Origin of the sequence: Arthrobacter sp. H20 (assembly GCF_000520515.1) — a bacterium.
In the GTDB taxonomy this organism is placed as follows: domain Bacteria; phylum Actinomycetota; class Actinomycetes; order Actinomycetales; family Micrococcaceae; genus Arthrobacter_D.
The window spans coordinates 7,574-23,279 of sequence record NZ_KI914737.1 but is presented as its reverse complement, the minus strand read 5'-3'; the positions used below and the strand labels follow the sequence as shown (position 1 = coordinate 23,279).

The 15,706-nt window shown below is 63.0% G+C and carries 12 protein-coding genes; 5 read left to right on the top strand and 7 right to left on the bottom strand.

Features of this window, described 5'->3' with window-relative positions; translation table 11 throughout:
- The 3 genes from Y703_RS21630 to Y703_RS0111775 all read right to left on the bottom strand — a co-directional run.
- A partial coding sequence (locus Y703_RS21630; protein ID WP_035764864.1) for a biotin/lipoyl-containing protein occupies positions 1 to 1,077 on the bottom strand: 1,077 nt, incomplete at its 3' end.
- Between the two features lie 125 nt (positions 1,078 to 1,202).
- On the bottom strand, positions 1,203 to 2,585 hold the full coding sequence (gene lpdA / locus Y703_RS0111780) for a dihydrolipoyl dehydrogenase (RefSeq protein WP_026552854.1): 1,383 nt from the start codon (positions 2,583 to 2,585) through the stop codon (positions 1,203 to 1,205).
- Positions 2,586 to 2,773: 188 nt separating this feature from the next.
- Complete coding sequence (locus Y703_RS0111775) at positions 2,774 to 4,312, bottom strand: leucyl aminopeptidase (RefSeq protein WP_035764860.1); 1,539 nt, start codon at positions 4,310 to 4,312, stop codon at positions 2,774 to 2,776.
- Between the two features lie 173 nt (positions 4,313 to 4,485).
- On the opposite strand from Y703_RS0111775, the gene Y703_RS0111770 reads away from it, so the two are divergent.
- The 3 genes from Y703_RS0111770 (at position 4,486) to Y703_RS0111760 (ending at position 8,405) form a co-directional block, all read left to right on the top strand.
- Positions 4,486 to 5,511, top strand: a complete 1,026-nt coding sequence (locus tag Y703_RS0111770) for a proteasome assembly chaperone family protein (protein WP_026552852.1) — start codon at positions 4,486 to 4,488, stop codon at positions 5,509 to 5,511.
- A 115-nt stretch (positions 5,512 to 5,626) separates the two neighbouring features.
- Positions 5,627 to 6,874: a DUF4192 domain-containing protein gene (locus Y703_RS0111765; protein ID WP_026552851.1), complete on the top strand. Its 1,248-nt coding sequence runs from the start codon at positions 5,627 to 5,629 to the stop codon at positions 6,872 to 6,874.
- A 301-nt stretch (positions 6,875 to 7,175) separates the two neighbouring features.
- The gene (locus Y703_RS0111760) at positions 7,176 to 8,405 is read left to right on the top strand and encodes an RNA polymerase sigma factor (protein WP_253908030.1); all 1,230 of its coding nucleotides are present in this window, start codon (positions 7,176 to 7,178) and stop codon (positions 8,403 to 8,405) included.
- Positions 8,406 to 8,513: 108 nt separating this feature from the next.
- Here the strand turns inward: Y703_RS0111760 and Y703_RS0111755 are convergent, their stop codons facing one another.
- A complete protein-coding gene (locus Y703_RS0111755) occupies positions 8,514 to 8,738 on the bottom strand; it encodes a DUF7455 domain-containing protein (RefSeq protein ID WP_026552849.1) in 225 nt (74 codons plus the stop codon).
- Between the two features lie 258 nt (positions 8,739 to 8,996).
- Between Y703_RS0111755 and Y703_RS0111750 the strand changes: the two genes are divergently transcribed.
- The gene (locus tag Y703_RS0111750; RefSeq protein WP_026552848.1) at positions 8,997 to 11,105 is read left to right on the top strand and encodes a DNA gyrase/topoisomerase IV subunit B; all 2,109 of its coding nucleotides are present in this window, start codon (positions 8,997 to 8,999) and stop codon (positions 11,103 to 11,105) included.
- Between the two features lie 17 nt (positions 11,106 to 11,122).
- Here Y703_RS0111750 and Y703_RS0111745 read toward each other — a convergent pair whose 3' ends face one another.
- Both Y703_RS0111745 and Y703_RS0111740 read right to left on the bottom strand, forming a co-directional pair.
- Positions 11,123 to 12,103: a M56 family metallopeptidase gene (locus Y703_RS0111745; RefSeq protein WP_026552847.1), complete on the bottom strand. Its 981-nt coding sequence runs from the start codon at positions 12,101 to 12,103 to the stop codon at positions 11,123 to 11,125.
- A gap of 4 nt (positions 12,104 to 12,107) precedes the next feature.
- Positions 12,108 to 12,473 carry a BlaI/MecI/CopY family transcriptional regulator gene (locus Y703_RS0111740; RefSeq protein ID WP_026552846.1) on the bottom strand — a complete coding sequence of 122 codons (366 nt, stop codon included), beginning with the start codon at positions 12,471 to 12,473 and terminating at the stop codon, positions 12,108 to 12,110.
- Between the two features lie 134 nt (positions 12,474 to 12,607).
- Here Y703_RS0111740 and Y703_RS0111735 point away from each other — a divergent pair, with 134 nt between their 5' ends.
- Complete coding sequence (locus Y703_RS0111735; protein WP_026552845.1) at positions 12,608 to 13,594, top strand: GNAT family N-acetyltransferase; 987 nt, start codon at positions 12,608 to 12,610, stop codon at positions 13,592 to 13,594.
- A 2-nt stretch (positions 13,595 to 13,596) separates the two neighbouring features.
- On the opposite strand, the gene Y703_RS19600 is transcribed toward Y703_RS0111735, so the two are convergent.
- On the bottom strand, positions 13,597 to 15,706 hold a 2,110-nt coding region (locus Y703_RS19600; protein WP_035764876.1), incomplete at its 5' end, for a DNA gyrase/topoisomerase IV subunit A.

Here is a 15,706-nt window from a genome sequence, read left to right as displayed (position 1 = left end):
GGCGGCTGCCGCCGATGCCGGTGCTGCCGGTTCTGTTGACTTTTTGGCTGCCTCGGCGGCTTCCAGCACGTCCTGCTTGCGGATCCGACCGCCCACTCCGGTTCCGGTGAGCGACTGCAGATCGACGCCCTGCTGATTGGCGAGGCGCCGGACCAGCGGAGTGACGTAAGCGGCGTCGGATCCCGATGACTTTTCGCCGGAGAACTTCTGTTCAGCTGGCTTGTGCCCTGAAGCCTTCTTCTCAGCCGGTTTCGCTTCATCGGGCTTCTCTTCGGCAGCCGTGGGTGCCGCTGGCTTGGGCTTTTCAGTCTCAGCAGGCTTTTCTTCGGCCTTGGCTGGCTCGGCTACTGGCTCTTCGCGCTCCTCGGAAGAAGCCGCGGCGACTGGCTCTGCGCCACCCTCGGCCTTCGCTGGGGCGGATCCGCCCGACCCGATGACAGCGAGCACTGCGCCGACTTCGGCTGTCTCGTCTTCGCTGACCCGGATTTCCTGTAGCTTTCCGGCCACGGGGGAGGGGATCTCGGTATCGACCTTGTCAGTCGAAACCTCGAGCAGAGGCTCGTCCATTTCGACGTCGTCGCCCACTTCCTTCAGCCACCGGGTCACTGTTCCCTCGGTGACGCTCTCGCCCAGGGCGGGAAGCGTTACCTCGGTGCTCTCGCCGCCTGACGAGTCGTCCTCTGACTCAGCACTAGCCTCAGCCGACGCCGGCTCGGGCTCGGGTGTCTCCTGTTCGGGCTCAGGCTCGGCTGCTGGTTCCTCGGCTGCGGGCTCTCCGGCTTCGGCTGCTGGCTCCTCGGCTGCATCCCCCGACGCGTCAGAGTCGTCCGAGTTGCCCGATCCATCGCCGATGCGCACGAGGGGCGCCCCGACCTCAGCGGTTTCGTCCTCAGCTACAAGGATTTCCTCGATGACCCCGGCGATTGGCGAGGGGATCTCGGTGTCGACTTTGTCAGTTGACACCTCGAGTAGGGGCTCGTCAACCTCGACTCGGTCGCCGACGGCCTTGAGCCAGCGGGTGACGGTGCCCTCGGTGACGCTTTCGCCGAGGGCGGGTAAGTTGACGGATTCAGACATAGTGTCCCCGTTTCTCCTGAATAGTTAGTGCTGTGCGGTGCCGGACCCTTGGGAGGACCCGGCACCTTCGAGCCGAGGTTGCGAGTAATGCTGGTGGAACGCTTAGTTTCGAGCTTAGTGCACGGTTATCCGTGTAGGGCTTTGCCTGCCAGCGCCAGGTGGGCTTCGCCCAGTGCTTCGTTCTGGGTGGGATGCGCGTGGATCAACTGGGCCACGTCCTCAGGGTAGGCTTCCCAGTTGACGATCAGCTGTGCCTCACCGATCTGCTCGCCCATTCGGGTGCCGATCATGTGGACACCAACAACTGGTCCATCCTTCTCGCTCACGAGCTTTACGAGCCCGGCCGAGCCAAGAATCGACGTCTTGCCGTTGCCAGCGAGGTTGTACTCGTGGGTAAGAACCTTGTCCTCACCCAATTTTTCCTTTGCGGCTTTCTCGGTCAGGCCAACTGAGGCGATCTCGGGTTCGCTGTAGGTGACCTTCGGGATGTTAACGTCTTCGACGACGACCGGCTTCAGCCCGGCGATCTCTTCGGCGACGAAAATGCCCTGCTGAAACCCGCGGTGCGCAAGCTGGAGGCCCGGAACAATATCGCCGACCGCGTAGATATTCTCGACGCCGGTGTGTAGCCGCTCGTCGGTGATGACGAAGCCGCGGTCAATAGTGACTCCGGTCTCCTCGTAGCCGAGCCCGTCGGTGACGGGTCCGCGGCCGACGGCGACCAGCATCAGGTCTGCCTCGAAGGTCTTTCCATCCACCAGTGTGACGACGACTCCATCGTCGTTCTGCTCGACCTTCTCGAAGAAGGTGCCGGTGGTGAAGTTGATGCCACGCTTCTTGAAGGCCCGCTCGAACGCCTTGATGATGGTGGCGTCCTCGTTGGGGACGAGGGAAGGGAGACCTTCGATGATGGTGACGTCGACGCCGAAGGATTTCCAGACCGAAGCGAATTCACAGCCGATCACACCGCCGCCCAGCACAATTGCCTTCTTGGGGAGGGTATCCATGGTGAGCGCGTGATCGGAGGTGATGACTTTCCCGCCAATCTCCAGGCCGGGGAGGGTACGGGAGTACGAACCGGTTGCCAAGATGATGTTTTTGCCAGTGTAGGAGGTGCCGTCCACGTCAACCGTTTTGGTGGACGTGAGCTTACCGGCACCCTCAATCACCGTGATGCCCTTGGACTTGATCAGTCCCTGCAGACCTTTGTACTTGCCAGCAACTATGCCGTCCTTGTAGGCGTTGACGGCTGGCATATCGATTGACTCGAACGTCGCCTGGACGCCGTACTTCCCGGCGGAGCGTGCGGTGTCGGCGACCTCGGCCGAGTGCAGGAGGGCCTTAGTGGGAATACACCCGTTGTGCAGGCAGGTTCCCCCGAGCTTGCCCTTTTCGATGAGTCCCACTGTGAATCCCAGCTGGACGGCTCGGAGTGCTGCGGCATAGCCACCGCTGCCCCCGCCCAGAATTAGGATGTCGAATTCTTGCGCAGCTGCCGTATCGGCCACTTGGACGCTCCCTCGCGTAATCTGTGACGGGTTGGTGTGCCCGTCGGTTGATGATTTTGGCGGAATGCTTGGTGTGATCAGGACTTACCCTATCCCCAGATCTGGCCAGCATCCACTTGATGAAGGGCAGTCTTCGCCCCGATGTGGGCAGTCTCACCCAATGTCACTGGTGGAACTGCCCAGCAGGCTTACTTAGCTGCGGTGGCCAGATCCTCGGCGTAGGCCAGCAGGGTGCGGACACCTACTCCTGTGGCTTCCTTTGGCGTATAGCCGTGGGCTGCGCCCTCGTTGAACGCCGGGCCGGCGATGTCCAGGTGCGCCCACGGGATCTTGCGACCGTTCACTTCGCCCACGAATTCGCGCAGGAAGACTGCCGCGGTCATCATGCCGCCGAACTTCTCGCCGATGTTTGCGATGTCAGCTACCTGCGAGTCGAGGCTCGGGCGGAGCTCCTCTGGCAGGGGCATTGGCCAGAACAGTTCACCTGACCGGTCGGCGGCACACTTGACTGCATCAACCACCTCGTCGTCGCCCATCACGCCCGACACGCGGCGCCCCAACGCAATCATCTGCGCGCCGGTAAGGGTAGCGATATCGATGAGGGCGTCCGGTGCTTCTTCACTTGCAGCAGCAAGCGCGTCAGCCATCACCAGCCTGCCTTCGGCGTCGGTGTTGAGTACCTCGACGGTGCGGCCGCCATAGGTGGTCATGACATCTGACGGACGCTGGGCGCTTCCCGACGGCATATTCTCGGCGAGGCACAGCCAGCCGGTCACCTTGACGGGTAGCCCCAGTTCGGCGATGGCGAGCACAGTGCTCAGGACAACGGCGGCTCCCGCCATGTCCAGCTTCATGGTCTGCATTCCCGCGGCTGGCTTCAGTGAGAGTCCACCCGAGTCGAAGGTGATGCCCTTGCCGACAAGCGCGAGACTCTTCTTCGCCGAGCTGGGGGAGTATTCAACCTTGACCAGTCGGGGCTGGCGCGAGGAGCCTTTGCCGACGCCGAGGATTCCACCGTAGCCGTCCTTTTCCAGTCGCTTTTCATCGAGCACAGTGACCTTGATGGGCAGCCCCTTGGTCAGGTCCTTGGCGGCCTGAGCGAAGGTCTCCGGGTACAGGTGGCTGGGCGGCTGGTTGACCAGCGACCGGGTGATGTTGACTCCGCGGCCCAGGATGGAGGCCCGGTTCAGAGCTGCCTTCAACGACTTGTCCTGCGCAGCGGGAGTCACGATGGTGACGCTGCTGACCGGCTGCTTGGCAGGTGAGCCGTCTTTGGCTGCCCGCGCCGAGCGGTGCTCAGTGAAGGAATAGGCGCCCATTGCTGCGCCCTCGGCAACTGCTGCGGCGTCGGCGACTGTTGGTGCAGGCAGTGCGATCGTTACCGCATCGAGTCCGATGAGCTGCCGGACTGCTGCCCCTGCTGCACGGCGAAGTGCCTCGGGCGTAATGGTTCCGTCCGCTGGCAGGCGGCCTACTCCAGTCAGCACGAGGACCTCGGCTGTGGTGCCCTCGAGCCCGGGCAGCCGACGTACTTCGTCGGCGCCTCCGGTGATCCCGAGCATCGGCAGGGAATCGGCGAGTGCTGCCGCGTCCTTAGCGGAGAGCGGGGAGCCGAGTAGGATTGGTCCTTCGGGCTGCTGGCCGACGCCGATTATCAGGGCGTCGCCGGCGGTCTTTTTGGAGTCCTTGGTGACGGCTGTCAGCTTGAGTTCGCTGGCTATATTCACTGGGTGTGTTCCTCACTTCCATGTGCTGGACAGATTGGTGGCCGGGCGCGCAATGCCGCGCCGTTCCATCATCGATCGTAGTCTGTATAGGAACCAGGCGCCGGGCGGAATGAATGTGAGGCCCTCCGGCGTTGTACCGGGTAATGAATGCCGCAAACCTGTCAGGAGGGGAAATGCTCAATCCAGAGACTCTATTCAACGCAACTGCCGACCTGACAAACGGCGAGCAGTTGCGGGGTCTTCCTCTTCTCGCTGGATTCACCGGTTTTGTCGACGCGGGACACGTGGTGTCCCAGGTGATCGAGGAGATGCTCACCACGCTCGATCACGAACTGGTGGCGGTCTTCGACGCTGACCAGCTGATCGATTACCGCAGCAGGCGGCCCCGGATTACCTTTGCTGAGGACCACCTCGCTGACTACCACCCGCCCCGGCTTGAGCTCCACCGAGTCCTTGACGGGATGGGGGTGCCGTTTCTTCTGCTCGCCGGATTCGAGCCGGATCTGCAGTGGGAGCGATTCATCAGTGCCGTGACCGGGCTCGTGGACCGGTTCGAGGTGCCGCTGGTGTCCTGGATCAACTCGATCCCGATGCCCGTCCCGCACACCCGCCCCCTCGGGGTGACAGTGCACGGCAACCGCTCAGACCTGATCGAGGGAATGAATACGTGGCGTCCGACGGCTGAGCTTCAGGCGTCGGTGGGCCACTTGCTTGAGCTTCGCTTGATTGAATCAGGGCACGACGTCGTCGGCTACGTGGTGCACGTTCCTCACTACCTTGCCGAAGCCGAATACCCTCCCGCGGCAGTTACTGCCCTTGAGTACCTGGGCGCCTCGGCGTCGCTAGTGCTCCCGACCGATCGACTGCGCGAGGCCGGCCGGGATGTGGAACGTCAGATTGCCCGCCAGGTCGACGGCTCAGCAGAGGTGAGGGGAGTCGTCGCAACGTTGGAGACGCGCTACGACGAGCGTGCCGGAAGCGCCGAGCGGCGGTCACTTCTGGTCAAGGACAACAGTGAGCTGGCCGACGCCGACGAGATTGGCGCCGCGGTCGAGGCTTACCTGGCGAGCCCGCAGGCGGCCGGCGAGTCAGTGCAGCTGCTTGAAGAGGATCGGAAGGCCGCCGATACCGCGGGCCCAGAGTCTACAGACGGGGAATCCGCTGACGGCGATCCCGCCAACGGAGACGCGACAACGTAGTGCCTCGGTGTTTACCGGCACACGACTCGTCCTCGACAGGTGACGACCTGAGGACTTTGCCCACATAGCTGTGCCATCCCGGTGGAAGCCCTAACGTAGCGGCGATGCTAGTCCCATGACTCCGACCCCCGCCCCGCCAGAACCGCCGTACAAGGTCACCTCGGCAGCTGACATCCTCAGCTACATCCCGCATACCCTGGGTTTTCAGCCCAGGGAAAGCCTGGTCCTGCTCACCATGTGTGGCAAGCGGGTGGGTGCCACCCTGCGTGTCGACCTACCGGAGGATGACCAGGATCCCGAGGGGTACGCAGCGGGAGTCTGTTCCATTCTCGCCGCGGACACGTCGGCCGACGGCTCGCTGCTGGTTCTCTACACCAGCGACCCGTGGAAGGAGGCCGAAAGTCCTCCCAGGCTGGAACTGGTTCACTGCCTCAGGGTTTGCCTGAAGGCAACCGGTCTTCAGCTGCGCGACGGCTGGCTGGTTACCGCCACTGCATGGCGCGACTATTTCTGCGATAGCCAGTCGTGTTGCCCATGGCCAGGACACCCATTGGAGAGCGTTCTGGATAGTCCCTTGAACGCTGAACTGGTCTTCCGTGGCAGCAGTTTTGCTTCATCACTGAGTGCAGCGATGGAAACCGATACTCCTGAACCGTGGACGGACCCGGTAGCCCTTGACCGACTCTGCCAGGGTCAGCGGGTCATGCTCGGGCGGCGCTGGACATCCACTGCGCAATTGGTTGCCACCATTGCGGTGTGGGATTGCCTCCTGGTCCACTCAACAGCGGCCGTCCGGCTCGAGGATCCCGAGGTGGCTGCCCATCTGCTGGCGTCGCTGGGCTCCCGAACGCTGCGGGACACGGTGCTGGTGCTGGCGGCACTGGGGTGGGAGGCAGCGCTGGGAGGTGCGGTAGGAAACGGATTGGGGCGGTCCGGTCGGGGCGCCGCCTATCTGCCGCCGGGTGCCTGGGCACTGCTTGGCCTGGAGCCGGGCCAATCGTTACCACCCACCAGCCACGCTCCGGATGAGTCACATACCCGCGGGTTCTGTGACGTATTGATTGGGCAACACCGAGGCCCGCTGCTATGGGAACGGGTTGATGCCGCCCACCTCTTGCTCAGTCGGCTATCCGCCGTTGCCGGTGGAGAGTCGCGTGCCGCTCTGCTGACCATGCTTGGCTGGATCGAATGGGCCCGCGGCAGGGGGTCAAGGGCGCACATGTACCTACTCGGGGCCCTTGAGGAAGAGCCCGGGTATTCACTGGCGGAACTGCTTCAGGAGGTAGTGGCTCGAGGCATGCTGGCCGAGTGGTCTCGTGACGGGGAACTGGCATGGCACAACGGCCTGCCGCACCCCGCATAGGCTGCGGGGAGCCGGCTGCTCCAGGGAGGCGGCTGATTTATCGAAGTCAGTGAATCGTGCGACAATAGGTATCGAGACCCGGTCGGGTTCGTGTGTCAAATGGTGTTCTGTGCTTTCAGCCGACCATCCCTTGCGGGTGGTGTGGGAATAGTACAGGCGTCGGGACGGTTCCTCACAGTGAGGAAAGCCCCGTCTATCCGTTTGAAATCAATCACGGACTTGACAGGGTCATAGTGATGTTGCCCCCTTGGCAGCATCACAGACGCCGTATGAAAGGTTCTCTGTGTCGGCCAAGAAGACAATTGCACCGGATGTAACAGAACCCGGGGCCACGACCACCAAACGCCGGGCCGCCCCCAAGAAGGCGGCACCGAAGACCGCTACCGCGAAGACTGTGTCAGCGCGGACAGCCAAGGCTGCCGCAGCCCAGAACGCTGCCGCCGAGGTTGAGGACGACAATCCAGAGCTTGACGCCGCCGGAAATGCTGTTGAGCCCGCGGAAACGACCGAGCGTGCCGCCGCCGAGGCTGAGACCAAGGCCGGATCCGGTTTTGTCTACTCTGACGCTGATGACGACGATGCGCCTGCCCAACAGGTAATTTCAGCTGGTGCAACTGCTGACCCCGTCAAGGACTACTTGAAGCAGATCGGTAAGGTCGCGCTCCTTAACGCGGAGCAGGAAGTCGATCTTGCGCTGCGTATTGAAGCTGGCCTCTTTGCCGAGGAAAAACTGGCAGCTGACAAGGACGCAGCGAAGCCAATTGATCCCAAGCTGCGCCGCGAGCTGGAATGGGTTATCCATGACGGAAAGCGTGCGAAAAACCACCTGCTGGAAGCTAACCTGCGCCTCGTCGTCTCACTGGCCAAGCGCTACACCGGACGAGGGATGCTGTTCCTGGACCTCATTCAGGAAGGCAACCTCGGCCTGATCCGTGCGGTTGAGAAGTTCGACTACACCAAGGGCTTCAAATTCTCTACCTACGCCACCTGGTGGATCCGCCAGGCGATCACGCGCGCCATGGCTGACCAGGCACGGACCATCCGTATTCCGGTCCACATGGTCGAGGTCATCAACAAGCTGGCACGCGTGCAACGCCAGATGCTCCAGGATCTTGGCCGGGAACCGACGCCTGAAGAGCTTGCCCTCGAATTGGACATGACCCCCGAGAAGGTCGTTGAGGTCCAGAAGTATGGCCGCGAGCCCATCTCCCTGCATACCCCGCTGGGTGAAGACGGCGACTCCGAGTTCGGCGACCTCATCGAGGACTCGGAGGCAGTGGTCCCTGCCGACGCTGTCAGCTTCACCCTGCTGCAGGAGCAGCTCCACTCGGTGCTCGACACCCTATCGGAGCGCGAAGCGGGAGTCGTAGCCATGCGCTTCGGTCTTACTGATGGGCAGCCGAAGACGTTAGACGAAATTGGCAAGGTCTACGGTGTGACCCGAGAACGCATCCGTCAGATCGAATCGAAGACAATGTCCAAGCTACGCCACCCATCCCGGTCCCAGGTGCTGCGCGACTACCTGGACTAGTACCAGGCCTGGATCGAGACCCGAGGCTCGAAGAAAAGGACCCCCGCACTGTGAAGTGCGGGGGTCCTTTTCGATCCAGGGATAGTTTCCTAACCCTTGTTCACAGTCTTAGTCTTCGCTTGCCGGTCCCGGTGCTGCATGCAGACGGTTGGTCTCATCTTGCCACTCGGACGTCAGCGGCCTCAGATTCGACTCGACGGAACGCGCATGGTGGCCACAAAAGAGCAGCTCACCACCGGAGGACTGAAGAACTGCGCGCACATAGGCCTGGGCTCCGCAGCGGTCACAGCGGTCCAGCGCGGTCATTTCGCGGGTTGCTACTGCTGTTGTCATGATTGCCTCCTTAGTGGTTCCTGTAGTTCATATAACCACTATTCGTTGCCGATCCATCGCAAGCTGGGTGATCTTTCGCTGAGCGCGTAGCACTGCCTCGCGCCACCCCAGCTTTGATGGCGTACCACCGCCCTGCCTACGCAACGCGACAGCACGAGGGGAATATGCTTGAAGGGTGCGTCGGAAGGATCCGGCGCGGCGCATCGGCTGTCGGTGCCGCCTCACGCCTGTCCTACCGGCCAAGGAGTTTCATCCAACGTGGCGCCACCAAGCACTGAATACAACGCCCGGCACATATCGGTTCTGGAAGGTCTTGAGGCAGTCCGCAAGCGGCCTGGTATGTATATCGGCTCAACTGATTCCCGTGGATTGATGCACTGCCTGTGGGAAATCATTGACAACTCGGTGGATGAAGCCCTTGCCGGTCACGGTCAGAGCATCAAAGTCATTCTTCATCCTGACGGATCGGTGGAAATTCACGACGACGGCCGCGGCATACCCGTTGACGCCGAACCGAAGACCGGCCTCAGCGGAGTTGAGGTGGTATTCACTAAGCTTCACGCCGGTGGAAAGTTTGGTGGAGGTTCCTACACGGCCTCCGGCGGCCTTCATGGTGTGGGGGCCAGCGTGGTCAATGCCCTCTCCGCCCGCCTGGATGTGCAGGTGGACCGAGGTAGTAAGACCTATCAGATGTCCTTCAGACGAGGCGAACCAGGGCGGTTCCTTGATGCGAAAACGCCCTCACCAACTGCCAAGTTTGAGCCCTTCCTCGAGAGCTCACGGCTCGAGGTCGTTGGAACCACCAAACGTGGGGTGACCGGCACGCGGATTCGGTACTGGGCGGACCGGCAAATCTTCACCCCCGACGCAAAGTTCTCCTACGAGGAACTGCAGGCGCGCGCGCGTCAGACCTCCTTCCTGGTACCGGGGCTAAGGATTACCCTCCGCGACGAGCGACGACTGGCCGGGACAGCAGCCGAAGCCGGGCCGCTGGAAGAGGTCTTCCAGCACGACGGAGGGATCTCCGAGTTCACCACCTTCCTCGCCGCCGACAGCGCCGTCACCGACATTTGGCGGCTGCACGGATCCGGACGGTTCAAAGAGTCGGTGCCGGTGCTGGGAGAAAACGGCCACAGTGAGATCGCCGAGGTGGAGCGGGACTGCGAGGTGGACATCGCCCTGCGCTGGGGGATTGGCTACGACACCACTGTTAAGAGCTTTGTCAATATCATTGCCACCCCAAAGGGGGGGACCCACCAGAGTGGATTCGAACAATCCCTCCTCAAGTCCTTCCGGAAGGTGATCGAGGCGAATTCTCGGAAACTCAAGGCTGGCAATGACAAGATCGAAAAGGACGATGTGTTCGCCGGGCTGACGGCAGTGCTGACAGTACGGCTCGCTGAACCCCAGTTCGAGGGTCAGACAAAGGAAATCCTGGGCACTTCAGCAGTGCGGGCCATTGTGGCCAAGGTGGTGGAGAAAGAAATCCTCGCCAAACTCAATTCCACTGCCCGTGGTGACAAGGCGCAAAGCGCCCTGCTGCTCGAAAAGGTTGTCGCCGAGATGAAGTCCCGGATCTCGGCCAGGGTGCACAAGGAGACTCAGCGGCGCAAGAACGCGCTGGAGACCTCTTCGATGCCGTCCAAGCTGGCCGACTGCCGTATTGACGACGTCGAGCGCTCTGAACTGTTCATCGTTGAGGGCGACAGTGCGCTCGGCACAGCCAAGCTTGCACGGTCCTCCGACTATCAGGCGCTGTTGCCTATCCGCGGCAAGATCCTGAACGTGCAGAAGGCCTCGGTTGGCGACATGCTCGCTAACGCCGAGTGTGGTGCGCTCATCCAGGTGGTGGGAGCCGGCTCAGGGCGGAGCTTCCAGCTGGACGCCGCCCGGTATGGGAAGGTGATCCTGATGACTGACGCCGACGTCGACGGTGCCCACATCCGTACTCTGCTCCTCACCCTGTTCTTCAGGTACATGCGGCCCCTGGTCGATGCCGGGAGGGTCTTCGCCGCCGTACCACCGCTACACCGGGTGGAGGTGGTGAACCACGGGTCCAAAGCCAATGACACCATCTACACGTACTCCGAGCAGGAACTCACCAGGCTCCTCTCCGAGCTGGAAAAGCAGGGCAAACGTTACAGGGAGCCAATCCAGCGGTACAAGGGGCTCGGAGAGATGGACGCCGAGCAACTGGCCGAAACCACCATGGACCCGAGGCACCGCACGCTCAGGCGGGTGCGGATCCAGGAAGCCGAATCAGCAGAGCGCGTATTCGACCTTCTCATGGGCAGCGATGTTGCCCCCCGCAAGGACTTCATTGTGGCGGGCGCCGCGTCCCTGGACCGGGAGCGCATCGACGCCTGACGAGTGGTTCGCCTGCCCTAGCCCAGCACCCAGGGGGCGATGAGGAGCAGGCTAGGAGCACCGAGCAACAGGCCCGAGGTGCCGAGCGCAGCGGCCTGCTGCAGAACCGACAGTGCAGGCTGCGGAGCGAGCAACCGTTGAATCCGGATGACGGTGGCACCGGTGTCCTGGCCAACCAGTGTGCCGGGCGTCAGGGCGACAGCCACCAGCGCGTCCTCGGGCGTGTAGTCGCCACACGGATCACGCAGCGATCCGGAGGCGACTATCGCTATGGCACGGGCCAGGTCGGGCTCACGAACCTGTTTGAGCGCTTCGTCGTCAGCGAGCATCTCGATGAGTTCGTTGACTGCCTTCTGCGCCAACTGGGAGGTGGGCAGCCAGGGCAGCGCGGCACGCCAGGCAGCAAACGCCCAGAGGAGGAGATGATGACGCTGATGCAGGTGAGCGCGCTCATGAACCAGCACCGCGTCGAGCTCGGCGGCAGTCAGAAGGTTAAGCAGTCCGTCCGAGAGGACAGTCACCGAGCGGGCACCGCCCGGTAGACAGTAGGCCACCGGGGTGGGGTAGTTGATGACCAGTGTTCTCGGCCGGTTCACTGCTGGGGAACTGAGCAGGTTCAGCATGTCGCGGTGTCGCTTGCGCTGGCCCCTGATCTTGGCGTAGGTCAGGAGCAGGGTGAAGACCAGGTGGGCGGTCAACAGGCCCGCAGCGCTGAGGGCGAAAACGTGTAGCAGACCGAGAGTGCCGGCAGGCTGGTTGGTAAAAGCTATGTCACCCAGCTGGCCCAGCGCCTCCAACAGATTATCCCCCAGGGGATCGAGCCCCCACACGAGCATGGCGCCAATAATTGAGAGTCCGCCGGCCAGAGCGATTGCCTGCCAGAGGATCATGGCGGTAAAGGGCGCCCGGGCAGGCCACTTCGCCCGCGACAGAACCACGGGCGCTGGCCAAGCGAGGACGACGGCGAGCCCGGCCAACAAGTGGGCGGCCCAAAACATCGCCTTAGCTGCCGAGCAGTTTGCGCAGAGCCTGTGCCTCGCTGTCGGAAACGCTCCCAATAAACCGTGCCAGCACGGCTTCCCGGTCTGGAGCGGTGACGAGGACCTCGTGCATCAACTCGGCAGTGTGTTCCTCCCGGGTGGTGATCGCACGGTAGCGATGCGGGCGGGTCTCGCGCTCACGCTCCACCAGCCCCTTTTTCTCAAGCCTCGACAGGACGGTGAGGACAGTTGTCACGGCAAGTTCCTTGCCGACGGCCTCGTCAGTAGCCAGCGCCAGCAAATCGCGCAGCGCATTTGCGGTCAGCGCCCCGGGGGTGCCCCACAGCAGGTCCATCACTGTGCGTTCAAGTTCTCCGAGGGTGGCCATGATCGTCCTTTGTTTCGTTAGGGGGTTACTGTCTAAATCTACTCCCTTTTTCACGAAGGTTCTACATCCAGTAGAAGAGACCACCGGCCGGTGAGTCAGTGGAAGGTGTCATGGAGGTGCTCTACGCTTTTGCCATGACTAAGTCAGCGTCAGACCACTTTCCCACCGGGACGCCCCTGCAGTGGCGCCCCATCACCTCTGACGACGTTGGTCCATGGCTGGAGTTGCTCCTTCGCATGGCCAAGGTAGACGAGCCAGACTGGGTGGAAGAGCGCGCAGACCTTGAACGGATTATCGAGTCGTCGAAGACCGACCCAACGAAGGACACCATCCTGGGGCTCGACGACGCGGGAGTGCCACGGGCCGTCGGCGCCATCCAGCGGAACCCCGGATCCACAGTGGTCCACAGCACGGGTGGCGTGGATCCCGACTGGCGTCGCCGGGGCATCGGTGCAGCGCTCTACGGCTGGCAGACGGGGCGGGCCCGACGCCGCCTGGACGACGACGGCGCGGCGGCGGGGGTGCTCCGCACCTATGCTGAGGAGAGGGTGCCGTCGCAGCTCGCCTTGATGGAGGTGACCGGGAACTCAGTTGCGCGATATTTCACTGAAATGACCCGCGCCTTGCAGGCCGAGATTCCCGCGGTGGAGATCCCTGCTGGTCTGCAGATCGTCACGTTCTCTGACGCCCTCTCTGAGGCGGTCCGGCTGGCCCACAACGAGGCGTTCCAGGACCACTGGGGGAGTGAACCGCGTGACGAGGAATCCTGGCGATTCACGGTGACTCACCCTGAATTCAGGCCTGACTGGAGCCTGGCCGTGGTGGACGAAGGAACGGGCGAGGTAGCCGCGTACCAGTTGGCAAGCTTCGATCCGGCGTCCAGGGAGATGCTCGGTCACACGGAGGGCTATACCGACCTCCTGGGCGTGCGTCGGAAGTGGCGTGGCCTCCGCCTCGCCCCGGCACTGCTGGCCGAGGCGATGCGTCGGTTCAAAGCTGACGGGATGGAGCAGGCCGGGCTGGGCGTGGATACCGAAAACCCGTCGGGCGCACTCGGTCTCTACGAGCGTCTAGGGTACCAACCCACCCACCGGGTCAGAGTGTACGAACTACCGATCTAGTCCTACTGCGGGCTGGGCCCGATCGCGTCGACCGACTGGCTGAGCGCCACCCCTGAACCGTCGCGCCGGCCGTGCTCGGTCGGGAGTGCCCTTGACACACCTGACGCTGCGGCAGCCCTGGCAGGGCCGTGCCCTGCCCAGGCCAGCAGGAGGACATCTTCATCTTTGAGGAATCGGTGGGCGCGGACCCCAGCGGTAGCCCTGCCCTTGGCGGGGTACTCGGCGAAATCGGTCACCTTGACTGACCCGGCAGTGGTTCCCGGCAGTGCTCCGCTCGCTGCAGCGATCGTCACCACGACGGCGGCCGGGTCCTCGGCGCGGACGGCGCCGAAGTGGATAACCGAGTCCCCGGGCCCGAGCTTGACACCCGCCATCCCCCCTGCGGTGCGGCCTTGGGGCCGGACCGCCGACGCCGAAAAACGCAGGAGCTGTGCCTGTGCGGTGACAAACACCAGTTCGTCCGTCTCAGCCGCCGCTGCCAGGCCCACCACTTCGTCTTTTGGCTTCAGCGAGATGATCTCCCATTCGTCCCGGTTGAGCGGGTACTCAGGGGTAACACGCTTCACCACGCCCTGGGAGCTGCCCAATGCGATCACCGCGTCCAAGGGTGCCAGACCCACCAGGGTCTCGCCGGGACCGAGGGTCATGAACTCCTGGGCGGGAACGCCGCCCGCCAGATTGGGAGTCCCTGCGGTGGGGGCCAGAGCGGGCATGTCCATCACCTGGAGACGCAGCATCCGACCGGCAGAGGTGACAGCCCCCACCTCGGCCCGGGCGGTGGAGCGGATCACCGAGCGGAAGACGTCATGCTTGATCCGCTGCCCACCTTCACCGAACGGTTCCTGGTCAGAGGTGCGTGCCAGCTGTCCAGACGCCGACAGGATCACCCAGCAGGGATCGTCGGCAATCTCCAGCGGAAGCGGCGCTGCCTTCCCACCCGGGACGACGGCAGCTGGCATCACTGTGCCCTTCAAGGGAGCGCTGGATTCCGACTCCAACAGCACGGTGCGCCGGGGGGTGGCGAACTTCTCGGCTATTTCTGCGAGCTCCTCCGACAGGAGTGCCCGCAGCCGTTCCTCGGACCCGAGCAGTTCTTCCAGGAGGGCGATTTCGCGGCGCAACTCGTCCTGTTCCTTCTCCAGCTCGATCAGCGAATACTTGGTCAGCTGCCGCAACCGCAGTTCGAGGATGTAATTGGCCTGCACCTCACTGAGGTCGTAGATCGACATCAGCCGTTCCCTGGCCTGGGCTGACTCGTCCGACGAACGAATAATCTGGATGACCTCGTCGATATCAACTATCGCTATCAGGAGGCCCTCGACCAGGTGCAGCCGGTCCTTCTTGCGGCCCAGCCGGTAGGCGGTGCGACGGCGGACTACCGAGAGCCTGTGCAGGATGTACACCTGCAGCAGTTCTACCAGCCCTAGGGTCCGCGGCTGCCCCTCAACAAGAGTCACATTGTTGATCCCGAAGGAATCCTCCATCGGGGTGTACCGGTACAGCTGAGCCAGCACTGCGTTGGGGTTGAAACCATTCTTGAGCTCGATCACCAGGCGGAGCCCGTGGCGCCGGTCGGTCAGGTCAACGATGTCGGAGATGCCCTGCAGCTTCTTCGACGTGACGGCGTCCTTGATCTTCTCGATGATTTTCTCCGGACCCACCGTGTAGGGGAGTTCGGTCACTACCAGGCCGGTGCGCCGGGCAGAGAGCTGCTCGATCCCCACCGTGGCACGGGTTTTGAAGGACCCGCGGCCGGTGGTGTAGGCATCACGCACTCCGTCGAGCCCCACGATCTTGCCGCCGCTCGGCAGGTCCGGACCAGGAATGAAGCGCATGATGTCATCGAGTCCGGCGTCGGGGTGTGCGATCAGGTGCCTGGCTGCTGCGATCACTTCGCCAAGATTATGGGGGGCCATGTTGGTGGCCATCCCGACGGCAATGCCGGTGGCGCCATTGACCAACAGGTTGGGGAAGGCCGCCGGCAGCACCTCAGGCTGCATAAGTTGGTTGTCGTAGTTGGGAACGAAGTCCACCACGTCTTCGTCAAGATGATCGGTCATCGTGAGGGCAGCGGCGGCGAGGCGCGCCTCGGTATAGCGGGGGGCCGCCGGT

Bases quoted from the DNA above. Each gene is read 5' to 3' on its own strand.
- Y703_RS0111770 (WP_026552852.1), top strand. From the start codon at position 4,486: ATGCTCAATCCAGAGACTCTATTCAACGCAACTGCCGACCTGACAAAC.
- Y703_RS0111765 (WP_026552851.1), top strand. From the start codon at position 5,627: ATGACTCCGACCCCCGCCCCGCCAGAACCGCCGTACAAGGTCACCTCG.
- Y703_RS0111755 (WP_026552849.1), bottom strand. From the start codon at position 8,738: ATGACAACAGCAGTAGCAACCCGCGAAATGACCGCGCTGGACCGCTGT.
- Y703_RS0111745 (WP_026552847.1), bottom strand. From the start codon at position 12,103: ATGTTTTGGGCCGCCCACTTGTTGGCCGGGCTCGCCGTCGTCCTCGCT.
- Y703_RS0111740 (WP_026552846.1), bottom strand. From the start codon at position 12,473: ATGGCCACCCTCGGAGAACTTGAACGCACAGTGATGGACCTGCTGTGG.
- Y703_RS0111735 (WP_026552845.1), top strand. From the start codon at position 12,608: ATGACTAAGTCAGCGTCAGACCACTTTCCCACCGGGACGCCCCTGCAG.